Source organism: Leptospira perdikensis, from assembly GCF_004769575.1.
GTDB classification, from domain to species: domain Bacteria; phylum Spirochaetota; class Leptospiria; order Leptospirales; family Leptospiraceae; genus Leptospira_A; species Leptospira_A perdikensis.
Map to the genome: position 1 here is coordinate 1 of NZ_RQGA01000007.1, position 17,548 is coordinate 17,548.

Annotated in this window: 13 protein-coding genes; 11 read left to right on the forward strand and 2 right to left on the reverse strand. The window is 37.6% G+C overall.

Annotated elements, in window-relative coordinates; genetic code table 11:
- The 9 genes from EHQ49_RS07130 to EHQ49_RS07170 form a co-directional block, all read left to right on the forward strand.
- On the forward strand, positions 1 to 1,204 hold a 1,204-nt coding region (locus tag EHQ49_RS07130; protein ID WP_135577829.1), incomplete at its 5' end, for an LIC20035 family adhesin.
- Entirely contained in the window at positions 1,195 to 2,175 is a 981-nt protein-coding gene (locus EHQ49_RS07135; protein WP_135577831.1) for an AAA family ATPase, read from the forward strand. The genes EHQ49_RS07130 and EHQ49_RS07135, both read left to right, overlap by 10 nt.
- Positions 2,176 to 2,994 (forward strand): DUF58 domain-containing protein, encoded by an 819-nt coding sequence (locus EHQ49_RS07140; RefSeq protein WP_135577833.1) that lies wholly within the window; start codon positions 2,176 to 2,178, stop codon positions 2,992 to 2,994.
- Positions 2,987 to 3,826 (forward strand): LB_053 family protein, encoded by an 840-nt coding sequence (locus tag EHQ49_RS07145; protein ID WP_135578334.1) that lies wholly within the window; start codon positions 2,987 to 2,989, stop codon positions 3,824 to 3,826. Before EHQ49_RS07140 ends, EHQ49_RS07145 begins: the two co-directional genes overlap by 8 nt.
- A 2-nt stretch (positions 3,827 to 3,828) precedes the next feature.
- On the forward strand, positions 3,829 to 4,782 hold the full coding sequence (batA, locus tag EHQ49_RS07150; RefSeq protein ID WP_135577835.1) for a VWA domain-containing protein BatA: 954 nt from the start codon (positions 3,829 to 3,831) through the stop codon (positions 4,780 to 4,782).
- Positions 4,779 to 6,404 (forward strand): VWA domain-containing protein BatB, encoded by a 1,626-nt coding sequence (gene batB, locus EHQ49_RS07155; protein ID WP_135577837.1) that lies wholly within the window; start codon positions 4,779 to 4,781, stop codon positions 6,402 to 6,404. Before batA ends, batB begins: the two co-directional genes overlap by 4 nt.
- Positions 6,388 to 7,959: a BatD family protein gene (locus EHQ49_RS07160; RefSeq protein ID WP_135577839.1), complete on the forward strand. Its 1,572-nt coding sequence runs from the start codon at positions 6,388 to 6,390 to the stop codon at positions 7,957 to 7,959. Before batB ends, EHQ49_RS07160 begins: the two co-directional genes overlap by 17 nt.
- Before the next feature lie 3 nt (positions 7,960 to 7,962).
- The gene (htpG, locus tag EHQ49_RS07165) at positions 7,963 to 9,792 is read left to right on the forward strand and encodes a molecular chaperone HtpG (RefSeq protein ID WP_135577841.1); all 1,830 of its coding nucleotides are present in this window, start codon (positions 7,963 to 7,965) and stop codon (positions 9,790 to 9,792) included.
- A gap of 60 nt (positions 9,793 to 9,852) precedes the next feature.
- A complete protein-coding gene (locus EHQ49_RS07170) occupies positions 9,853 to 12,177 on the forward strand; it encodes a sensor histidine kinase (protein ID WP_135577843.1) in 2,325 nt (774 codons plus the stop codon).
- Here EHQ49_RS07170 and EHQ49_RS07175 read toward each other — a convergent pair.
- Positions 12,167 to 12,970, reverse strand: a complete 804-nt coding sequence (locus tag EHQ49_RS07175; RefSeq protein WP_244241393.1) for a hypothetical protein — start codon at positions 12,968 to 12,970, stop codon at positions 12,167 to 12,169. The two genes, EHQ49_RS07170 and EHQ49_RS07175, sit on opposite strands and share 11 nt — an antisense overlap.
- A gap of 76 nt (positions 12,971 to 13,046) precedes the next feature.
- Between EHQ49_RS07175 and EHQ49_RS07180 the strand changes: the two genes are divergently transcribed.
- On the forward strand, positions 13,047 to 14,225 hold the full coding sequence (locus EHQ49_RS07180; RefSeq protein WP_135577847.1) for an AZOBR_p60025 family cell surface glycopolymer formation protein: 1,179 nt from the start codon (positions 13,047 to 13,049) through the stop codon (positions 14,223 to 14,225).
- Complete coding sequence (locus tag EHQ49_RS07185; protein ID WP_135577849.1) at positions 14,222 to 15,046, forward strand: 1,4-dihydroxy-6-naphtoate synthase; 825 nt, start codon at positions 14,222 to 14,224, stop codon at positions 15,044 to 15,046. Before EHQ49_RS07180 ends, EHQ49_RS07185 begins: the two co-directional genes overlap by 4 nt.
- On the opposite strand, the gene EHQ49_RS07190 is transcribed toward EHQ49_RS07185, so the two are convergent.
- Positions 15,032 to 17,542, reverse strand: coding sequence for a discoidin domain-containing protein (locus tag EHQ49_RS07190; protein WP_135577851.1), 2,511 nt, complete (start codon positions 17,540 to 17,542; stop codon positions 15,032 to 15,034). The genes EHQ49_RS07185 and EHQ49_RS07190 overlap by 15 nt on opposite strands.
- Positions 17,543 to 17,548 lie beyond the last annotated feature (6 nt).

Here is a 17,548-nt window from a genome sequence, read left to right on the forward strand (position 1 = left end):
ATGGATTCGAACAGAACGTTTCAAAAACTCAGGAGGACTCCGAGCCGTCGGAGAAGTAAAAACGGAATGTGGTGGTGCTAAGTGCACAGAAGACCAGGTTTCAAAGTTTGCTCCCGCAAAAATCAAATCGTTACCAAAAAATGGGACTTGGGAAGAATACATCCAATTCGAACAACCAGGTTCCACAGCAGAAAATCCAAAATATAAATCCACACTAGACCAAGTGGGCGAGTATCTTGATGGGAAAAAAACAGGAATTTGGAAAAAACCAGATCCAGAAAGTCCGCAAAAATTTCTCGCCGAAACTCCATGGGTAGATGGGAAAAAAGAAGGTGTTGCTAAAACCTTTGACAAACAAGGGACAATCACTTCTGAAACCAACTATGCAGATGACAAAAAAAATGGTCCCTACTACCGAAAGAATAACAAAGGTGAGTGGGTAGAAAAAGGTTCCTTTAAAGATAATGAAGAAGATGGTGAGTGGACATACCACTTTGTCGGAGCAGACGGAAACGGAATCAAAACAAAAGTATCATTTTCTAATGGCTTAAAAAATGGCCAAGAGACCAACTATTACAAAGATGGTGCTGTCGAATCACAAGGATCCTATGTTTCAGACATTCGCAACGGTCTGTGGAAGATGTATGGATCAAAAGGAAACATTTTAGCTGAAGGGACTTATTCAAAAAAAGAAAATTCTGAAAACTTGGACATTAAGTACGAAAGAACAGGAATCTGGAAAGAATACTATGCTGATGGAAAAATATTTGGAGTTGGTCCACGAAAACATACAAGATCAGGGGAATGGAAGTTCTACTATAAAAATGGTCAAATCGGATACCATGGTAATATGGCAAATGAAAGTATGTTAGAATCTGCTAAAGTTTATGACAATACTGGAAAAATTCTCGGAGAAGGAAAACTTTTCTTTTCACTCGTGAAAATTGACGAAGAAACACAAGACTTAAAACTAAATTATAAACCAAGTATTCCTTATACTTACTTCTACCCTTCCGGAAAAAAAAGGATGGTCATTCGATCCACTGAAGATGCCACCGAATATTCCGAAGATGGTAAAGAATTAGGCAAAGGACCTGTAGAACCTCAAGGAAGAAAAATGGGTTGTTGGACCATTGGAGGCAAAACAGAATATTATATGATTGATAAACCAATGCCAAAAATGACTCCTTCGCAATGCAAATAAACAAAGAACAAATTACAGAAATTTCCGACCAAGTAAAATTACTTCGGTCGGAACTATCCGAATCGATATCAGGGATGGATAATGTCATTCAGTCCCTATTTGTAGGATTGGTTGCTAATGGACACGTGTTACTTGAAGGAATGCCAGGTCTTGCAAAAACACTTGTAGCCAAAAACTTAGCATCTATCATTGATGCAAAATTTTCCAGAGTACAATTTACACCAGATTTGTTACCAGCAGACCTTACTGGCACAAATATCTTTAACCCGAAAACTTCGTCCTTTGAGATCAGAAAAGGACCAATATTCACAAATGTTTTGTTAGCTGACGAAATCAACAGAGCACCCGCAAAGGTTCAATCTGCCTTACTCCAATGTATGGAAGAAAGACAGGTTTCCATTGCTGATGTAACCTTTGATTTAGAACCTCCCTTTTTTGTAATAGCAACACAAAACCCTATTGACCAAGAAGGGACATACCCACTCCCAGAAGCCCAACTAGATCGATTTTTATTTAAAGTAATTGTCACCTATCCAACATTTGACGATGAAGTTGCAATTTTACACCAACATGGAAGTTTGAACGTTACAAAGAAAAAATCAAAGAAAACTCTCAAACCACAAGAAATCCAAAAAATCTCAGGAATTTCAAATCAAGTGTTTGTGGAACCAAAACTACAAAACTACATCGTTAACCTCACGAGGAACACAAGACCAGAAACTACCGTCGATAGTGAACTAAAAAATTTCATTCAACATGGAGTCAGTCCTCGCGCCAGTCTTGCGATGTTAAAAGTAAGTAGAATTCATGCCCTTCTGGAAGGACGTGACTTTGTAATCCCCGAAGATATCCAACGTTTTTTTTCCGAAATCGTTAAACACAGACTTCACCTAACAATTGATGCCATCAGTGAGGACATCAGCACAGATTCTATTATCAAACGAATCCTATCTGTTACGGAAGTTCCATAAATGTTATCTCCAGAGCTAAAACGTTTACTTCAAGTTTTGCAATGGGAAACGAAGAAAAAATTTTCTTCCACTAGACAAGGTTTTCTTGCGATCTCAGAACGGGGGAGGGGGTTTGATTTCAAAGAAGTAAGAAATTATCAGTATGGTGATGATACACGTTATATAGACTGGAATGTAACTTCTCGAACGGGGGAATTGTATACAAAACAATTTTACGAAGAACGGGATGCTTCCATAATCATTTTTTATGATAGGAGTAGGTCACTTAGTGGCTCAAAACAAACCGCAAGTCTTCAAATTGCCTTATTTTTATCATTATTTCATGTAAAAATGGGGAATCGCATTCTTCTTGTTAGCTTTTCAGAGGATCCTAACACACCCTCAGGGTGGCTAAAAACCGAAAACGATATTTTATCTGCTTTTAACACCCTCATAAAACAGAAAGAAGGTAATGGAACTGATTATTCGAAAGCATCTCAAATCGCCTTCAAACTTTATCCAAAATTTGCGATTAGTTATTGGATCTCTGATTTTGTTAACTTTTCTACCTACATAGAAAAAACTAAAATTCCCAAAGTCTGGGATTCCACTGGGATTTGGATCGAGGATGAATTGGACAATTTAAAATTCCCATTTTGGCTTCGTATGTTTAGAGAAATTTCAGAAGAGAAAGTAAACTTTCAAAGTAGGGAAAATACATATTCTAAAGATTTAAAGGCAGCAAAATCTTTCTTTGGAATTAATTTTGTCCAAATCAATTCAAATACAAAACTCTCCAACCAAATCAGACCTCTATTCAAAACCAAACGTCATGATTAAATACATCACGGTATTCCTATTATCCTCAGCTTCGGCATTCGCCTTGCCAAAAGAGATGGTTTTAGAATCAGATATTTATGTCGGAGATACCGTACATTACCAAATCGAGTTAACAGATACCAACGAATCCAACCTAGATTTGCCAGAAGGAGATATCTACGAAGATGACACTATACCATCTTACAAAATCTTCAACATTAAGAAAGAAAAATCAAAACTAAAAGCATCTATTCTTTTTTTCAAACCAGGCGATTATGTAATCCCTATTACTTGGGATAGAGAAAATGAAAAAACAAAATCGACCTTATCTATCAAAGTTAAATCTCAACTACTTGGTTTTGAAAATGATATAGAGGATATAGAACCACCTATCGAATTCTCTGGACCTTATTTTTTTCGTTTATTCATCATCATACTAATCACAGCAATCAATATATACTTATTGTATGCACTATACATTTATTGGAAATCAAAACCAAAAGTTATCGACGCCCTTTGGGAAAAACAACCAACATTAGAAGAAACAACCAAACGCCTTCGCGCAATAGAAACCTATTTACAATCGGAACCAATCCACGAGAAGGAATTGGTCTTTAAAATTAGTGAGTACCTCAAAGAAGTATATTCACAAAAGTTAAAGCGAACCCTACTAGGAAAAACCGATTCGGAATTTCTAGCGGAGTTGTTTGACAGAACTCATATCGAAGACTCTGTCCTTCGTGACCTACGACTTTATTTCAAAAACACGAAATATGACAACAACAGAACCGAAATAAACAAAGATAGAGCAAATTCTATCTGGGAAAAAATCAAAAAGGATTTTGAACTATAATTATGGATCAGTTCCAAAGACCGTATCTTTTATTTTTCATAATTCCACTGCTTCTACTAGGAATATACCAATGGAGAAAAAAACCACTAGGTAATCTCTTACTCATTCAGTCCGATCGATTTCAAACTCCTGATCAAAATATTTTCCTCAAAATCCGTGTTCTTTTTTTAAAACTAACTGAAGGTTTAGTTTATGCAGCCGGCATATTCCTCATCATTGCAGCAGCAGGGCCAGGGGAAAAATACAAACTAACACCCGATACCACCAATGGGATAGATATCATGATCGCTTTAGACATCTCTGGCTCAATGGTCAATTCTTACGATTTTTTACCAAAAAATCGACTCACTGTATCGAAGGAACTACTCAGAGAATTCATTCAAAAGCGATTGTATGATCGAATTGGAATTGTATTATTTGCAGGAGCAGCATACCTTCAGTCACCTCTTTCAAGCGATAGGTATGCGTTAGACGAACTTATAGCAGATACTTCAGATGAAGATATCAGCGAACAAGGAACCGCCGTTGGTGATGCTCTAGTATTGTCCACATATAGACTCAAAGATTCTACGGCGAAGTCAAAAATCATTATATTACTTACCGATGGTGTATCCAACACAGGAAAATTAGATCCAGAAACTGCCTCGTATGCAGCCAAAGTTTACGGGATCAAAGTCTATTCTATAGGAATTGGAAAAGAACAAGGACAATATGAAATTAATTACGAATCCCTAGAGACCATTTCAGAAAGTACAAACGGAAAATTCTTTCGTGCGGAGTCTCCAGAAGTATTACAGGAAGTGTTAAACGAAATCAATGGATTGGAAACAGTGGAGCTCCCATCCAAACCAATGGAAATTCATGAAACCCATTTCCCGTTAGCAGTTTTTGTTTTTTTCACCTTACTAGGGGTAGTGGCATTATCTATGATATACCCATTAACAGAAAAACTATGATCGATATAAACTTAATTGCCAGAGTTGCTATCACTGCGATATTCCTATGGGTTCTACTAATCACTGGTAAGTTATACCTCATTATCAAGGCAAATCGTTTTAAAAAAGAACATCCAAATCTAAAAAGTAGAATTTACACCCCTAATACAAAAATTTATTTGATAAGAATTCTAAGTCTCTTACTTGCCCTTATTTTTGCATTTTACTCACTATTTAAAATAAAATCTACTGAAATGGAATCAACAAAAGAATTCGAATCTGCAGACGTCTTATTTGTTGTAGATGTTAGTTTATCCATGAACGCAATTGACGTTAACCCAAACCGCCTCAAACGGTTTAAAGACTTAGCCCTCCGAATTCTACCCAACCTCAAAGGGAATCGAATCGGAATCGTTGTTTTTGCCGGGCAATCCTTTTCTTTCTGCCCTTTAACATCGGATATCACTGCAGTCTCGGATTACATACAAGCGTTAGGTGTTGAGATAGTTGGAGCAAAAGGCACTGATCTTGCTGTTGCCCTAGAAAGAGTCAACAAAATCAGACGGAAAAACAACAATATATCCTCGCAAATTACCGTAATCGTTTCTGATGGAGAAGATCACGAAAATCAAACTCCTCCACCAATCGTAGGTGAGGTAATGATCTGGGGGATTGGTACTGAAGAAGGAGGACCTATTGAATACCGCGATCCAGGAACCGGAAGAGGGGGCTATGTGACTCTGGATGCAGGTATATCCGAATCTCCCACAACATCCAATTTGGTGGTTTCAAAACTGAATGTAGAAAGATTAAAATCCCTTGCAGACCAAAACAGCGGAGTCTATTACGATGTTTCCTTTCATGCTGATGGTGCTTACGCTTTGTTAGATAAACTAGAAATAATAAAAAAACAAAAAATACAAACGATTGAACATTTCAAAAACGAAGATGGAGCACACCCATTTTTAATTGCCGCTTTTATTTTCCTATTTTTAGAGCGGCTATTGAATCTTTTTTTACAAAAACTACCAACAGGAATTTACACATTACTCATCGTTTCCTCTTTTTTTAACCTCAGCCGCTTAGAAGCTTGGGAATTAGATCCGGGGGGAAATTCTATTGAACGAGGTATCAAATCTTATCATAACAAGAACTACATGGAAAGCCAAAAGGAATTTGAAAAAGCAAAAGAATATATCAGAGATGACCCTAGACTTTTGTATAATGAATCTACTTCTGCCTATCAATTAGGCAAATATAAAGATGCCATCGGACTTTCCGAAAAGATTCTTTCTCATCCAAAAGCAGACAACGAACTAAAGGCAAAAGCCAATTTTAATCTCGGAAATATCTACTCTCGATTAGGTGACAAAAAGAACGCACTTAAGTCTTACACAAAAACTCTAGAAATAGATCCTGACTATCTATCGGCTAAAAAAAACATTGAACACTTAACCAAAAAGAAAGAAGAAGCCCAAAAAAATCGAGGGAACGAACCACAACCTAACACGACACAGAAGAACAATAAAGAAAACAAAAAAGAAGAGAAATCTGATGCCGAGAGAATCTTAGATCCTTTTTCGCAAGACTCCATCCTAAAAAACAAAAAGGGAGGTTCTACTGATAATGAAAAGTTCTGGTAAATTGATATTCCTCATCATCCCATTTTGCTTCATTCCATTTTCTAATCTTATCTCTTCAGATGTAGAATTTCATTTTCATCCAAACGAATTTTCTCTAGGCGAATATGCCAAATTAGAAGTAAGAGCACATGGAGAAAAACCTTTCCGCACAATCCAAACCAATATAAAACAAAACGGTGTCAGAGTTCGTTTTGTCGGCAGTGGTACCGAAACACAAATCATTAACTTTAAAGTTTCCAGATCACAAATACTAAACTTCTATGTTGATACAGAATCAGAAGGGATATTTAAACTTCCTGAAGTGACCGTAGAATATGACAATAAAACATATACTTCTCCAGCCACCCAATTCAAAGTCAGCAAAAGGAGTAAACACTCGCAAAACCAATTTTTTAATCCCTTTCCCATCGAAATTGATGAAGAACCTACCGATGAGTCGCCCGAAGTATTCTTCCATACAAATAAATCCGTTTTTTATAAAGGGGAACCCATAGTTGGTTATTATGTTCTTTATTATAATGGTTACAGACAACCTTTCCTAGAAAGAGACCCAAACCAATCCATCTCCTTCCCTTACTTTTTATCAGAAACACTTAGGCAAGTCTCTGTACAAATTGAACCCGAAGTTGTTCGAAATAATGTAATGAAAAAAACTTTAGTATATGATAAAGAAATATATGGTTTAACAGCTATTAAATCAGGAAAATTTCAAATTGGAAAAACAAAATTTATTTCTGGTGACAGTTTGCGTTTCAATTCCCTTCAAGAAACAGTAAACACAACTCCTGCAACAGTTACCGTCCTTGACCTCCCGCCAAACAATTCAAAGGAATTCACAGGGGCCATCGGCAATTTCAAGTTAAACTTAACGAACTTCCCCAAAGAAATCCACCTAGGAGAAACCGCATATTTCGAAATTACAATTGAAGGGGAGGGGGGACATGAAGGAATCACACCTCTGAAACAATTGGATTCAAAAGTACAACTCATTTCACAAACAAGAAACAAAACCTTTCGGAAACTAGATTCTGGAGAATATGGATTTTATTCAGTAGTCAAGTTTCTTTACGGATACCAAATCGGATCAACAGATAAAGTGACTCTTGATCCATACCTATTCCGCTTTTTTTCTTTGCAGGAGAACCAATACAAAACAATCGCAATCAAGTTTCCCGATCTTCCAGTGCTTCCTGAGATCAAAAGAAATTCCCAGGATTCAACGATGAACAGAAAGTCACAGACTCTTCCGTCTATTTCTCTTTTAGTTTTACTTGCCGTTTTGGGAGTTCTTTCCTATGTAGGATATAAACGGTATACATTTCGCAAACAAACTCTGAAATTAATAAAAATGATGCAAAGCTTTGGGAAAAAAAGAAATTTTTTCCTAGCTGACTATTTAGAGAAAAAAGAAATTTCAAAAGAAGACATTCAGTTTATTGTAACCCTTTTAGGAAACTTTGATTTAGAAACACTGGAAAAATCATTCCAAAATCTATCCAAACAAGAAAAATCCAGAGCCGTTATCATAGCAAAACAATTAGAAACCAAGGAGTAATCTATGTCAGTCGAGGAATCAGGAAAAGTCAGTGTAGAAACGGAAAACATTTTTCCAATTATCAAAAAATGGTTATACTCAGAGAAAGATATTTTCTTACGAGAATTAGTATCCAATGCTAGTGATGCGATTACTAAATTAAAAAAGATTTCTTTATCAGAAGAGTTTGAAGGTGGGAATGAATACAAAATTGATTTAAACTTTGATGTAGAGAATAGAATCCTATCCATCGAAGATAATGGCGTGGGTATGACCACAGAAGAAGTCAAAAAGTATATCAATCAGATTGCATTTTCTGGCGCTACAGATTTCGCAAAACAATACCAAAATGCCGAAAACAAAGAAGAAATCATAGGACACTTTGGACTAGGTTTCTATTCTTCTTTTATGGTTTCCAAGAAGGTAACCATCGAAACAAAATCTTACAAAAAAGACCAAGCGGCTGTTTTGTGGTCAAGCGAATCGGGAACTGACTTCACAATTTCACAAATAGAAAAAGAATCAAGAGGTACCAAAATCTCCCTCTATCTTGACAGCGAGTCAGGAGAGTATCTAGACAAATGGAAACTCAAAGAACTCATCAAAAAATATTGTGATTTTTTACCTGTAGGAATTTACGTTCAAGGCGAAAAAGCAAACCGTGAAAAACCTTTATGGTCAGACGAACCATCTAAAATCAACCAAGAAGATTATAAGGACTTTTATTCTTATTTATTTCCTTTCTCTGGTGAATCCATCTTCCACATTCATTTAAATGTAGATTATCCATTTCGTTTGCAAGGAATTTTATATTTTCCAAAACTCACCCATGAACTAGAAGCATCAAAAAACGGAATTAAACTTTTTTGTAACCATGTTTTTGTCAGCGATAACGCAAGCGAACTCATCCCACAATTCCTTACCATTTTGAAAGGAACTATCGATATACCAGATCTGCCACTTAACGTTTCCAGGTCTTATTTACAAAACGATCCGCTTGTGAAAAAGATTTCAAATCATATCATCAAAAAAGTTGCCGATCGCCTTATTGATGACTTCAAAAAGAACCGAACAAAATATGAAGAAAATTGGAACGATATATCTTTGTTTGTGAAATACGGGGTCCTCACTGATGAAAAATTCTATGATGCAATGAAAGATCATTTAATTTTCAAAAACTCCGAAGGTGGGTATTCAACCACTTCAGAATATTGGGAAAAAAACAAAGAAAAGAACCAGAACAAAATTTTTTATGCAAATGAAACAGAGATGGGCTCTGTTTACATGGACCTACTAAAATCCCAAGGTTTAGAAGCACTTCTCGTTGATTCCAAAATTGATTCTCATCTCATCCAACACTTAGAAATGAAAAATCCAGACTGGAAATTCCAAAGGGTGGATTCGGAAATTGCAGACCAAGTTGTAGACAAAGAAGCTCCTAAAGACTTAGTAAACGAAGACAACAAAACAGAATCAGATAGGATCCAAACTTTATTCCAATCATCGTTACCTGCTGAAGGTGTGGAGGTAAAGGTCGAAGCCTTAAAATCTTTAGATGTACCAGGGGTCATCCTTTTGCCAGAGTTTATGAGGCGAATGTCGGAAATGAACTCAATGTTAAACCGAGAAGACACAAAAAACATTCTGCGATCACATACCCTTATGGTTAATTCCAAATCCCCATTAGTCAAATCCGCATTACAAGCGTTTGAAGGAGTGAATCCGGAGAAAGGAAAAAAATTAGCAAGGATTATCTATGACCTTTCTTTGTTATCAGCAAAAGTCATGGACGAAAAAGAAGTTTCAGAGTATACCAAAAGGACAACGGAATTCCTCCAAGAGATTTTTTCCTAAGTTAGGCAAAACCGCATAGAATGATTTGGCAACGATTCCTCTTTTTGGAATTGTTGCCATGTGATCCAGATTTGTATAACAAGTCGCCTTAGCTCTTTACCGGTAGTAGTTGCCTATAAAAAGGGATACTTTGAAGAATTCGGCGTCAAAGTCACTCTCCATGTCAATACACACCACAAGGCAATTATGCCACTACTGGACGCTGGTCGAGTCGAGGCAGGAGAAGTCCCTACCATTGCCTACTTACAAGATAGCTTTTTAAAAAAATCGAAACTAAAACGTATCTACAAAGGGATATATCTCTATCATTCCCCACTATCATTTTATTCCAGATTCCAATTCAAACCAGAAGACCTCACTCGAAACAAAGCCTACATATTACCGGTTCCTCACCAATACTCTGTGGAGAGACTCTTTGCAGAAAAATTTTTGGAAGAATACGCACCTAAAAATCCAGTCAAAGTTCGTTACATTGACACACCAGGTTTTTTAGAGGAAAAAGAATTTTTAAAACCTTCTTGCCTTGGTCTTGTATCCGATCCGTTTTCAAGTCCCTTTCTTCGAAACTTCCAAGACTTTGCCAACACTTTAGATTTGCCAATATTGGAAACTAAATCCTTTTTCCCATCCACCTTGCTAGCGTTTAGCGGTGATGCAGTTTTAAAAACTGGTAGGGAAATTTCAGGTGTACTTCTTGCTGTCAAAAAAGCAATTGACCTGTTACAGAATACGGACCAATTAACCACAGGAAATCTATGGGAAGATCTCCAACTCTCTCATTTTTATCCACATCTAAGAGTGGGAGAAACAAAAAACCTACTCAATGCACACCCACTCTTACAAAAAGGAGTTTTTTCTTACAAGGGGGACGAAACAACACTTCACCCACTTTTAAAAGATGTATACTTCCGACTTATCAGGAGAGTAATACAACCAGAAGCCGTAAAAACTGCTTTTGATTTTGAAGAAATCTTATCAGCCCTAGAACCAAAAAAAGTATTTGATGTACGCAAACTCAGTAGTTTTCAAGAACCAACAGAAACAAAACTCCACGCCCCTTCTCAAATCAACTATAGAAAACTTAATGCGGTAAGACATCTCATCGTTGATGTCAATTCAGTAGTTCTAGATATCCTTCAAGGAAACTACAACTCGAGGTTAAACTCAGATGAAACACTACAATTGGACAATAGGGTCAAAGTTCTCGTAAACTCGATGTTAGACTCTTTTAACGCCAAGTTGGAGTTACAAAGAGAAGAAATTACCGAACTCGAAAATTTGATTTCCATTTTAGAAATCAAATTGGATCGTTCTGCCGTAGACTTACAATATTCAGAAGAAAAATATAGATACCTATTCGAATTTTCCAGAGAGGCAATTGCACTTGTGGATGCAGATACAGGCAGTATTTTAGAAGCTAACCACCAGTTTCGATCCCTTACTGGATATACTCGTGGCGATATTACTAAGATGAATATCGAAGACATCATCCTAGGAAATCAAGTATCAAACCAACTTAGATTTGGCTCCGATTTATCTTCCGACACCATGATGTCTCTGCCCGATGCCGAAATTCTTGCGAAAGATGGAAACAAACTGGAGGTAGATATTAGTTTTACCTCCATTTTACTTTCACCCAAAAAACGTTACCAAGTACAATTCCGCCCCAACTCAGAAAGAAAAGAACAAGAACGATTACAACATGAATTTATATCCAACGTAAGTCACGAACTCAGAAGCCCTATGACAAATATCAGAGGGTATTTGGAATTTTTTAAATCAGACACTTCTTTACCGTTTAACACCGAACACAAAAACATGTTAGAGGTTATCGATAAAAACGCAAAAAGATTGAGTTTTCTAATCGAAAACCTATTAAAATTAACTACGTCCCGCGAGAAGGATAAAGAAGCTGAAGTAGTCGAGATTTTTGATCCGGTTGCAGTAATCGAAGATGTCATTCACATGAACTCTCACCTAGCAAAAGGGAAAGCGATCGAATGGGATCTATCACTCAAAAAAGGTTTTTTTCTTCGGGGAATCAAATTTGAATTTTCACAAATCATTACCAATCTCTATGTGAATGCTCTCAAATATACATTCAAAGGAAAAATTGGTATCTCCATTCGTGAAACCAATGGCAAAATCGAAATCACTGTCGAAGACACAGGAATAGGAATTGATCCCAATTATAAAAATCAAATCTTTGATCGATTCTTTAGAATTCCATCCTCTGATAATAAAAAAATTGGTGGGACAGGACTTGGATTATCCATTGTTAAATCTCTCGTGGACAAAATGTCCGGAGAGATCTCTGTAGAAAGTAACATGGGAGAAGGAAGCAAATTCACCATTTACTTCCCTAAAGTAAATATTAACGTTTAGAAGTTTTTTTCTTTTTTGGAATTTGTTTTTTCTTTGGAGCAGGTTTCGTTTTATTTTTAAAAGATGAGTCGTTTGGCTTCAATAAAACAAGAGAAGGAATATTTTTTTCCTCTAACTGCATTTTTGATAAAAGTAGAGACAATTCCAACATCTCACGAGTCCCAAGTAAATGCATCATGTCCAACGCTTGATTCATTCCTAACTTCTTAAAAATGGTGAGCGCTTGAGAAACCCCAAAAAACTTGATCAGAATAGGAAGTTCTTCTAAACCACGTTGTTTGATCCACTTTTTGCAATCCACAACAGAAAGTTCGCTAACAAGTTGAATGACTGGACCTACATGAATCTCATTCACAAGCCAAAGAAAATCTTTCATAGGAATTTCTTTGAGTAACGCAATTGACTTTTGAATTCCTAAAGTTTTTAGAATTTCTACACTGGTCTCTTTGCCCAGAGTCTTTGCAAGTAACCCCACATCATGAGGAGGAATACTTCGAGACACAAGAGCCAAATCTGCCATGGGCAGAGAATGAATAAAATATACTAAATCATCATCCTCATTCTCCCGAATCATCTCCACGAGAATTTTTTCTGGGATCTGTTTTACGAGTTCAACCACAGTATCTTCACTTAACTTCTGAGTGAGAACAATGAGCCTTTCTTTGGGAACCTTCCCTGTGAGCGAAAGTAACTTTTCATAACCCAGATTCTTCAAAATCTGGAAGGATTTTTTGGGGCCAAGTTTTTCTAAATACTGGTAAACACTTTGGATTGTAACGAGAACTTCTTTCATTTGCCCCAACTTTGGATACAAACTGTCAGAATCTTCGTAAAATTCCAGAGAAATTCCTTTTCGAATCTGTTAATTTTTGCAAAATGGAAGAGTGAAGCTACGCCAACTTTGGTTTCTAATTTTACTTTTTATTTGCGGAGTAGGGGGACTGATCTACTGCAAAACAGCTCCTTATGATCATTCACTTTCGGCACTGATTGGGATTTGGGAAGGATTTTACGAAATCAACCCAGACCTGGTAGACTCGAATTTTGTAATTTACAAATCGGGTGGTTACGATGGACAATTCTTCTATTTTCTCGCAAAAGACTTGTTCGCCTATGGTGATTGGGATCTAATTGTAGACTCCTACCACTTCCGTTTTCATAGAATTGGACTTTCGTTATTTACCGGCGTTTTCTCTGCTGTGATTGGATTTTCTCATTATCCGTTGATTACAATCCTCTTTCTTTTTACAGTTTTTTTTCTTTCCACCTTCTGTTTGTATTCACTCCTCCCAGAAACAAAAAAATGGTTTGTTGTCTTTTATCTATTCTCTCCCTTTTCTTTAAACGCAAACCTGCTTCTAGTTGCTGACTCCCTTTTTGTCAGTTTTGGAATCATTGCTTTCTACTTCTTTAGAAACAAAAAAACTATCCCCGCCGTTTTCTTTTTTCTTTTGATGGTAATCACTCGTGAATTGGGAGTATTATTTCTGATTCCGATTGTTTTTAAGGCCTTACTCGAAAAAAAATGGAAAGATGTTTTTCTTTATTCCATACCCGGGTTCGCATTTCTCTATTTGGTGGGATATGGATTAGTCCATCCTCCCAACCATTTAGGAACCAATCCTCTTGGATTTCGCGATATGACAGACCTGCCTTTATTTGGATTTTTTAAAAGTTTCAGGGAAGGGGGATCCTTCCAATTCAAACTCAAAGAAATTCCAAAAATTCTTTTTTTTATCTCTTTTATATCCTTGTCCGTTTTCAGCATCCAATCCCTAAAAGAATCCTTTTCAAAAAATATAGACCTACTCATTCCGATTTTTGGAAGCCTATTCGTAATCCTCATTGCTGAACAAGGATACTGGCGGTCTTTTGATAACCTAAGCCGGATGTTTACATTGATTTTACCTTTTTCCATGTTACTAGATGGGGCACTTAAAAAACCTTTTTTACGCCTATTCCTCGGCATCTCCATAACCCTGTTTTTCTTTTTAATCATCCGCATTCTGTGGATCACACCCACAAAGGAGTTTTTCTTTAGCCTATGATATCTCTTGCTTATTCACCATGCCCAAATGATACTTTCCTCTTTTACCATTTGATCCGTAATACGGATTACCCAGTGAAAGAAGAACTATATGATGTAGAGAATTTAAACGAATTTGCTTTCCAGGGAAAATTTCCAGTCACAAAACTTTCGTTTGCTGCCTATTTCCAAATCATTGATAAATACATTTTACTGGAAACTGGTTCCGCTTTAGGGAGAGGTTGTGGCCCTATCTTAATTAGAAAAAAAAATACAAAAACAGATCTCTCCAATTATAAAAATCTATACATCCCTGGCATGTTAACCACAGCAAACCTACTTTTGTCCTTATATACTAATGGAAAACAAAATCCAACCCCATTACGTTACGATGAAATCATACCAAAGGTAATGAGCGAAGACAACAGTTTAGGTGTGATCATTCATGAAGAGCGGTTTACCTATGAAGAAAGGGGAATGGAAAAAGTAGTGGATCTTGGAGAATGGTGGGAAAGTTCCACAGGCTATCCCATCCCTTTAGGTGCTATAGCGATCCGTAGAGACATACCAAGAGATGAGGCATTAAAGTTCCAATCAAACCTTAGAGAGAGTTTGAAGTCAGCCTATTTAGAACCAAAAGAAATGATGGATTATATTCGAACCAACTCGCAAAACAAAGAAGATGCGGTGATCAAATCCCATATCAATTTATATGTGAATGATTTTACAAAAAATTTAGGAAATGAAGGCCACGGTGCCGTAGAATATCTGCTCAAACGAGCAACCGAGGCAGGTTTTATTAAAAAACCCACCTCTTTGCCTTTGTTTTTAGGAGAAAGTTAACATACAAAGGATATTTCCTTTGTCGCGTTTACAGGCTTCGATCGCTTTTGCCACAAGCATTCCCGGTTTCAATTTACTCGGATCCGCTTTCACTGCATGCCCAGAAGATAACCCAGAAACCAGAAGGTCTCCTGGGTAAATTGGCACTTGCGTTGCATCTACATGCATTTTTGTAATCCCAAGAAGTGCCACAAGCACGTATTCCACTGCCTTTTCCTGTTTTCCAAATACCACATGAGCACTTGTCACACAGACACCAATGACATTTGTGGAGTAGGGGTGTTTCGATCTTCCAAGAACACCGGGTTCTTCTGTTGCCACAAGAAGATCACCAGCAGTCACAACATCTTTTCCATCCAATCGAAAGTAACGAGCAATACATTCTTCTCCACCTTCTTTTGTTATACGAAGATTTCCTTCGAACAAAGACTCGCCGTTAGCATAGATCGCTTTTCCAGAGCCGGAAAGTTCCAATTCAGGAATTCCTTTTCCATCCACAACAAGAGCAAAATCAGACTGTGATAGAAAACGACCACCTGGCGCCGTAGTCCCGGCACCTAAAACTCCAGCAGATTGTTTTGTGTCCTTTCCTTTAGAAACGCCATACACTCCAATAGAGTCTCCAAATCCAGAAACACCGGTTCCAGAAGAAACGCCGACAACACCTGTGCCAATCTTTGTATTCTTTCCATAAATGATGGCATCTTTTGCCTGCGGAGGAACAAATCCTTTGGACGAACCTTCGGCCTCTCCTGTGATTTTCAGAAGTCCCGAATGGGAATTAAAATCATGTTCTTTTTCTGCATAGGGATGGGTATGCGGTTTCGGATCTCTTTTATCAGACAACCTTGGGTCATCAGAAAGTACGACCTTACCAGGGATAGCCTCTCCATGATTTGCGAGTAAAACAATTCCTGCATCATCGAATCCGGCCTTTGCAAGACGTTTGTCGTTTCCTTGTACAACAGCACCTGGTTTGACTTCGCCGGAATGAGCAAGTTGGACAATCCCATGTAATTCAGTGCTAGCATGTCTCAAACGTTTGTCGTTTCCTTGTACAACCGTGTTTGGCTCTTCGCCACCGTTAGGTGCAAGTTGCACAATTCCCTTTGCCGTGTTTGTGGCATCCCGAAGTCTCGGATCATCCCCTGTAACCACTTTATCAAGAGCCACTTCTCCTGCGTCCGCAAGTTGCACAAGACCAATGGACTTTTTAGTGGCAACTCTGAGACGAGAATCATTTCCTTGTACGACAACTCCAGGGCGAGTTTCCCCATCTAACGCAAGCTCAACGATCCCAGGGTGATCAGTAGATGCACTGCGCAAACGTTCATCATCTGACTGTACTACAAGACCTGGACGAGCTTCGCCACTTCTTGACAATCGGACAAGACCATGAGTGAGTTCGGTGGCGATTTTTAGGCGTTTATCATTTCCTTGTACTGCCACCCCAGGCTTTTCTTCCCCATCTGATGCCAATTCCACAATCCCACGGTATTCCGTAGTGGCATCACGAAGGCGTCTATCATTTGCCTGAACCACAACTCCTTCTTTGACTTCTCCATCCACTGCGAGACGAATGATCCCCGAACGAAGGACGGAGGCATAGGGGAGAGGTTCTCTTGTTGGCCCGCCATAATCTTTTTTATCTGGGCTAGAATATAATTCGAGTTCTATGACTTCGGTAATGTAATCTTTTTTATTTGGCTGTTTCTCTTGGAAAAAAACTAATTTTAAAAAACGAAGGTTTACCGCAGAGAACCTCCACTTATACCAAGTACCAGGCTCCGATAGAAAAAAATTCTCTTCATGTAACTGGTGCCAAGTAAGATCGTCTTCGCTATAATAAGTAACAAACCGTTCAGGGAAATTAGTAGTGGGGTCATTTTTTGTGAGCATTCGCATCTCTTCAATGCGGTTCACAGAACCCATATCCAAAATCAAATACTCCTCTTCTGGTTCTTCTTTCTTTTTGGAAGACCATCCATAATCGGGCCTTGTATCAAAAAGATTTTCTTTTACGAATAGTCGGTCAAACTCGGAACTTGCCTGAATGGATTGGATTCCAGTGATGAGAATCTTCAGTTGACCAAAACTAATCCGATTTTTCCCATTACTTGCTTTTCTTGAAATCTTAGATACAAATTTCACATAACGAGCGCTAGTTAGTGAAAAAAGCCATTTTGCCGATGTTTTGAAAGACTTACGAAAGGAAGACTCTTGTAAGATTGGCTCCCAATACTTTCCATCATGCGATAATTCAAACCGGAAAGAATCGGGAAAAAAATCCAAACCATCTTTTCCTGGCAGGAGTTCAATCCCGTTAAAATAAACTACGTCATCAAACTTGAAGATAATAGAAGATAAAGAAGACTGTTCCTTTTCTTCAAAAAAGGATAAAAATTCTTCGTTTTTGACTTCATAGGTTCCGGAAGTGGAAACTGATTTAATGGGTAGAGAGTAGGGGTGGCTTGTGCGGATTAAATGATCTTTCATTGCGCT

Excerpts from the sequence above, each read along its gene's own strand:
- EHQ49_RS07145 (WP_135578334.1), top strand. The coding sequence starts at position 2,987 with ATGATTAAATACATCACGGTATTCCTATTATCCTCAGCTTCGGCATTC.
- batA (WP_135577835.1), top strand. The coding sequence starts at position 3,829 with ATGGATCAGTTCCAAAGACCGTATCTTTTATTTTTCATAATTCCACTG.
- EHQ49_RS07190 (WP_135577851.1), bottom strand. The coding sequence starts at position 17,542 with ATGAAAGATCATTTAATCCGCACAAGCCACCCCTACTCTCTACCCATT.
- EHQ49_RS07185 (WP_135577849.1), top strand. The coding sequence starts at position 14,222 with ATGATATCTCTTGCTTATTCACCATGCCCAAATGATACTTTCCTCTTT.
- EHQ49_RS07175 (WP_244241393.1), bottom strand. The coding sequence starts at position 12,970 with ATGAAAGAAGTTCTCGTTACAATCCAAAGTGTTTACCAGTATTTAGAA.
- htpG (WP_135577841.1), top strand. The coding sequence starts at position 7,963 with ATGTCAGTCGAGGAATCAGGAAAAGTCAGTGTAGAAACGGAAAACATT.
- EHQ49_RS07135 (WP_135577831.1), top strand. The coding sequence starts at position 1,195 with ATGCAAATAAACAAAGAACAAATTACAGAAATTTCCGACCAAGTAAAA.
- batB (WP_135577837.1), top strand. The coding sequence starts at position 4,779 with ATGATCGATATAAACTTAATTGCCAGAGTTGCTATCACTGCGATATTC.
- EHQ49_RS07160 (WP_135577839.1), top strand. The coding sequence starts at position 6,388 with ATGAAAAGTTCTGGTAAATTGATATTCCTCATCATCCCATTTTGCTTC.
- EHQ49_RS07140 (WP_135577833.1), top strand. The coding sequence starts at position 2,176 with ATGTTATCTCCAGAGCTAAAACGTTTACTTCAAGTTTTGCAATGGGAA.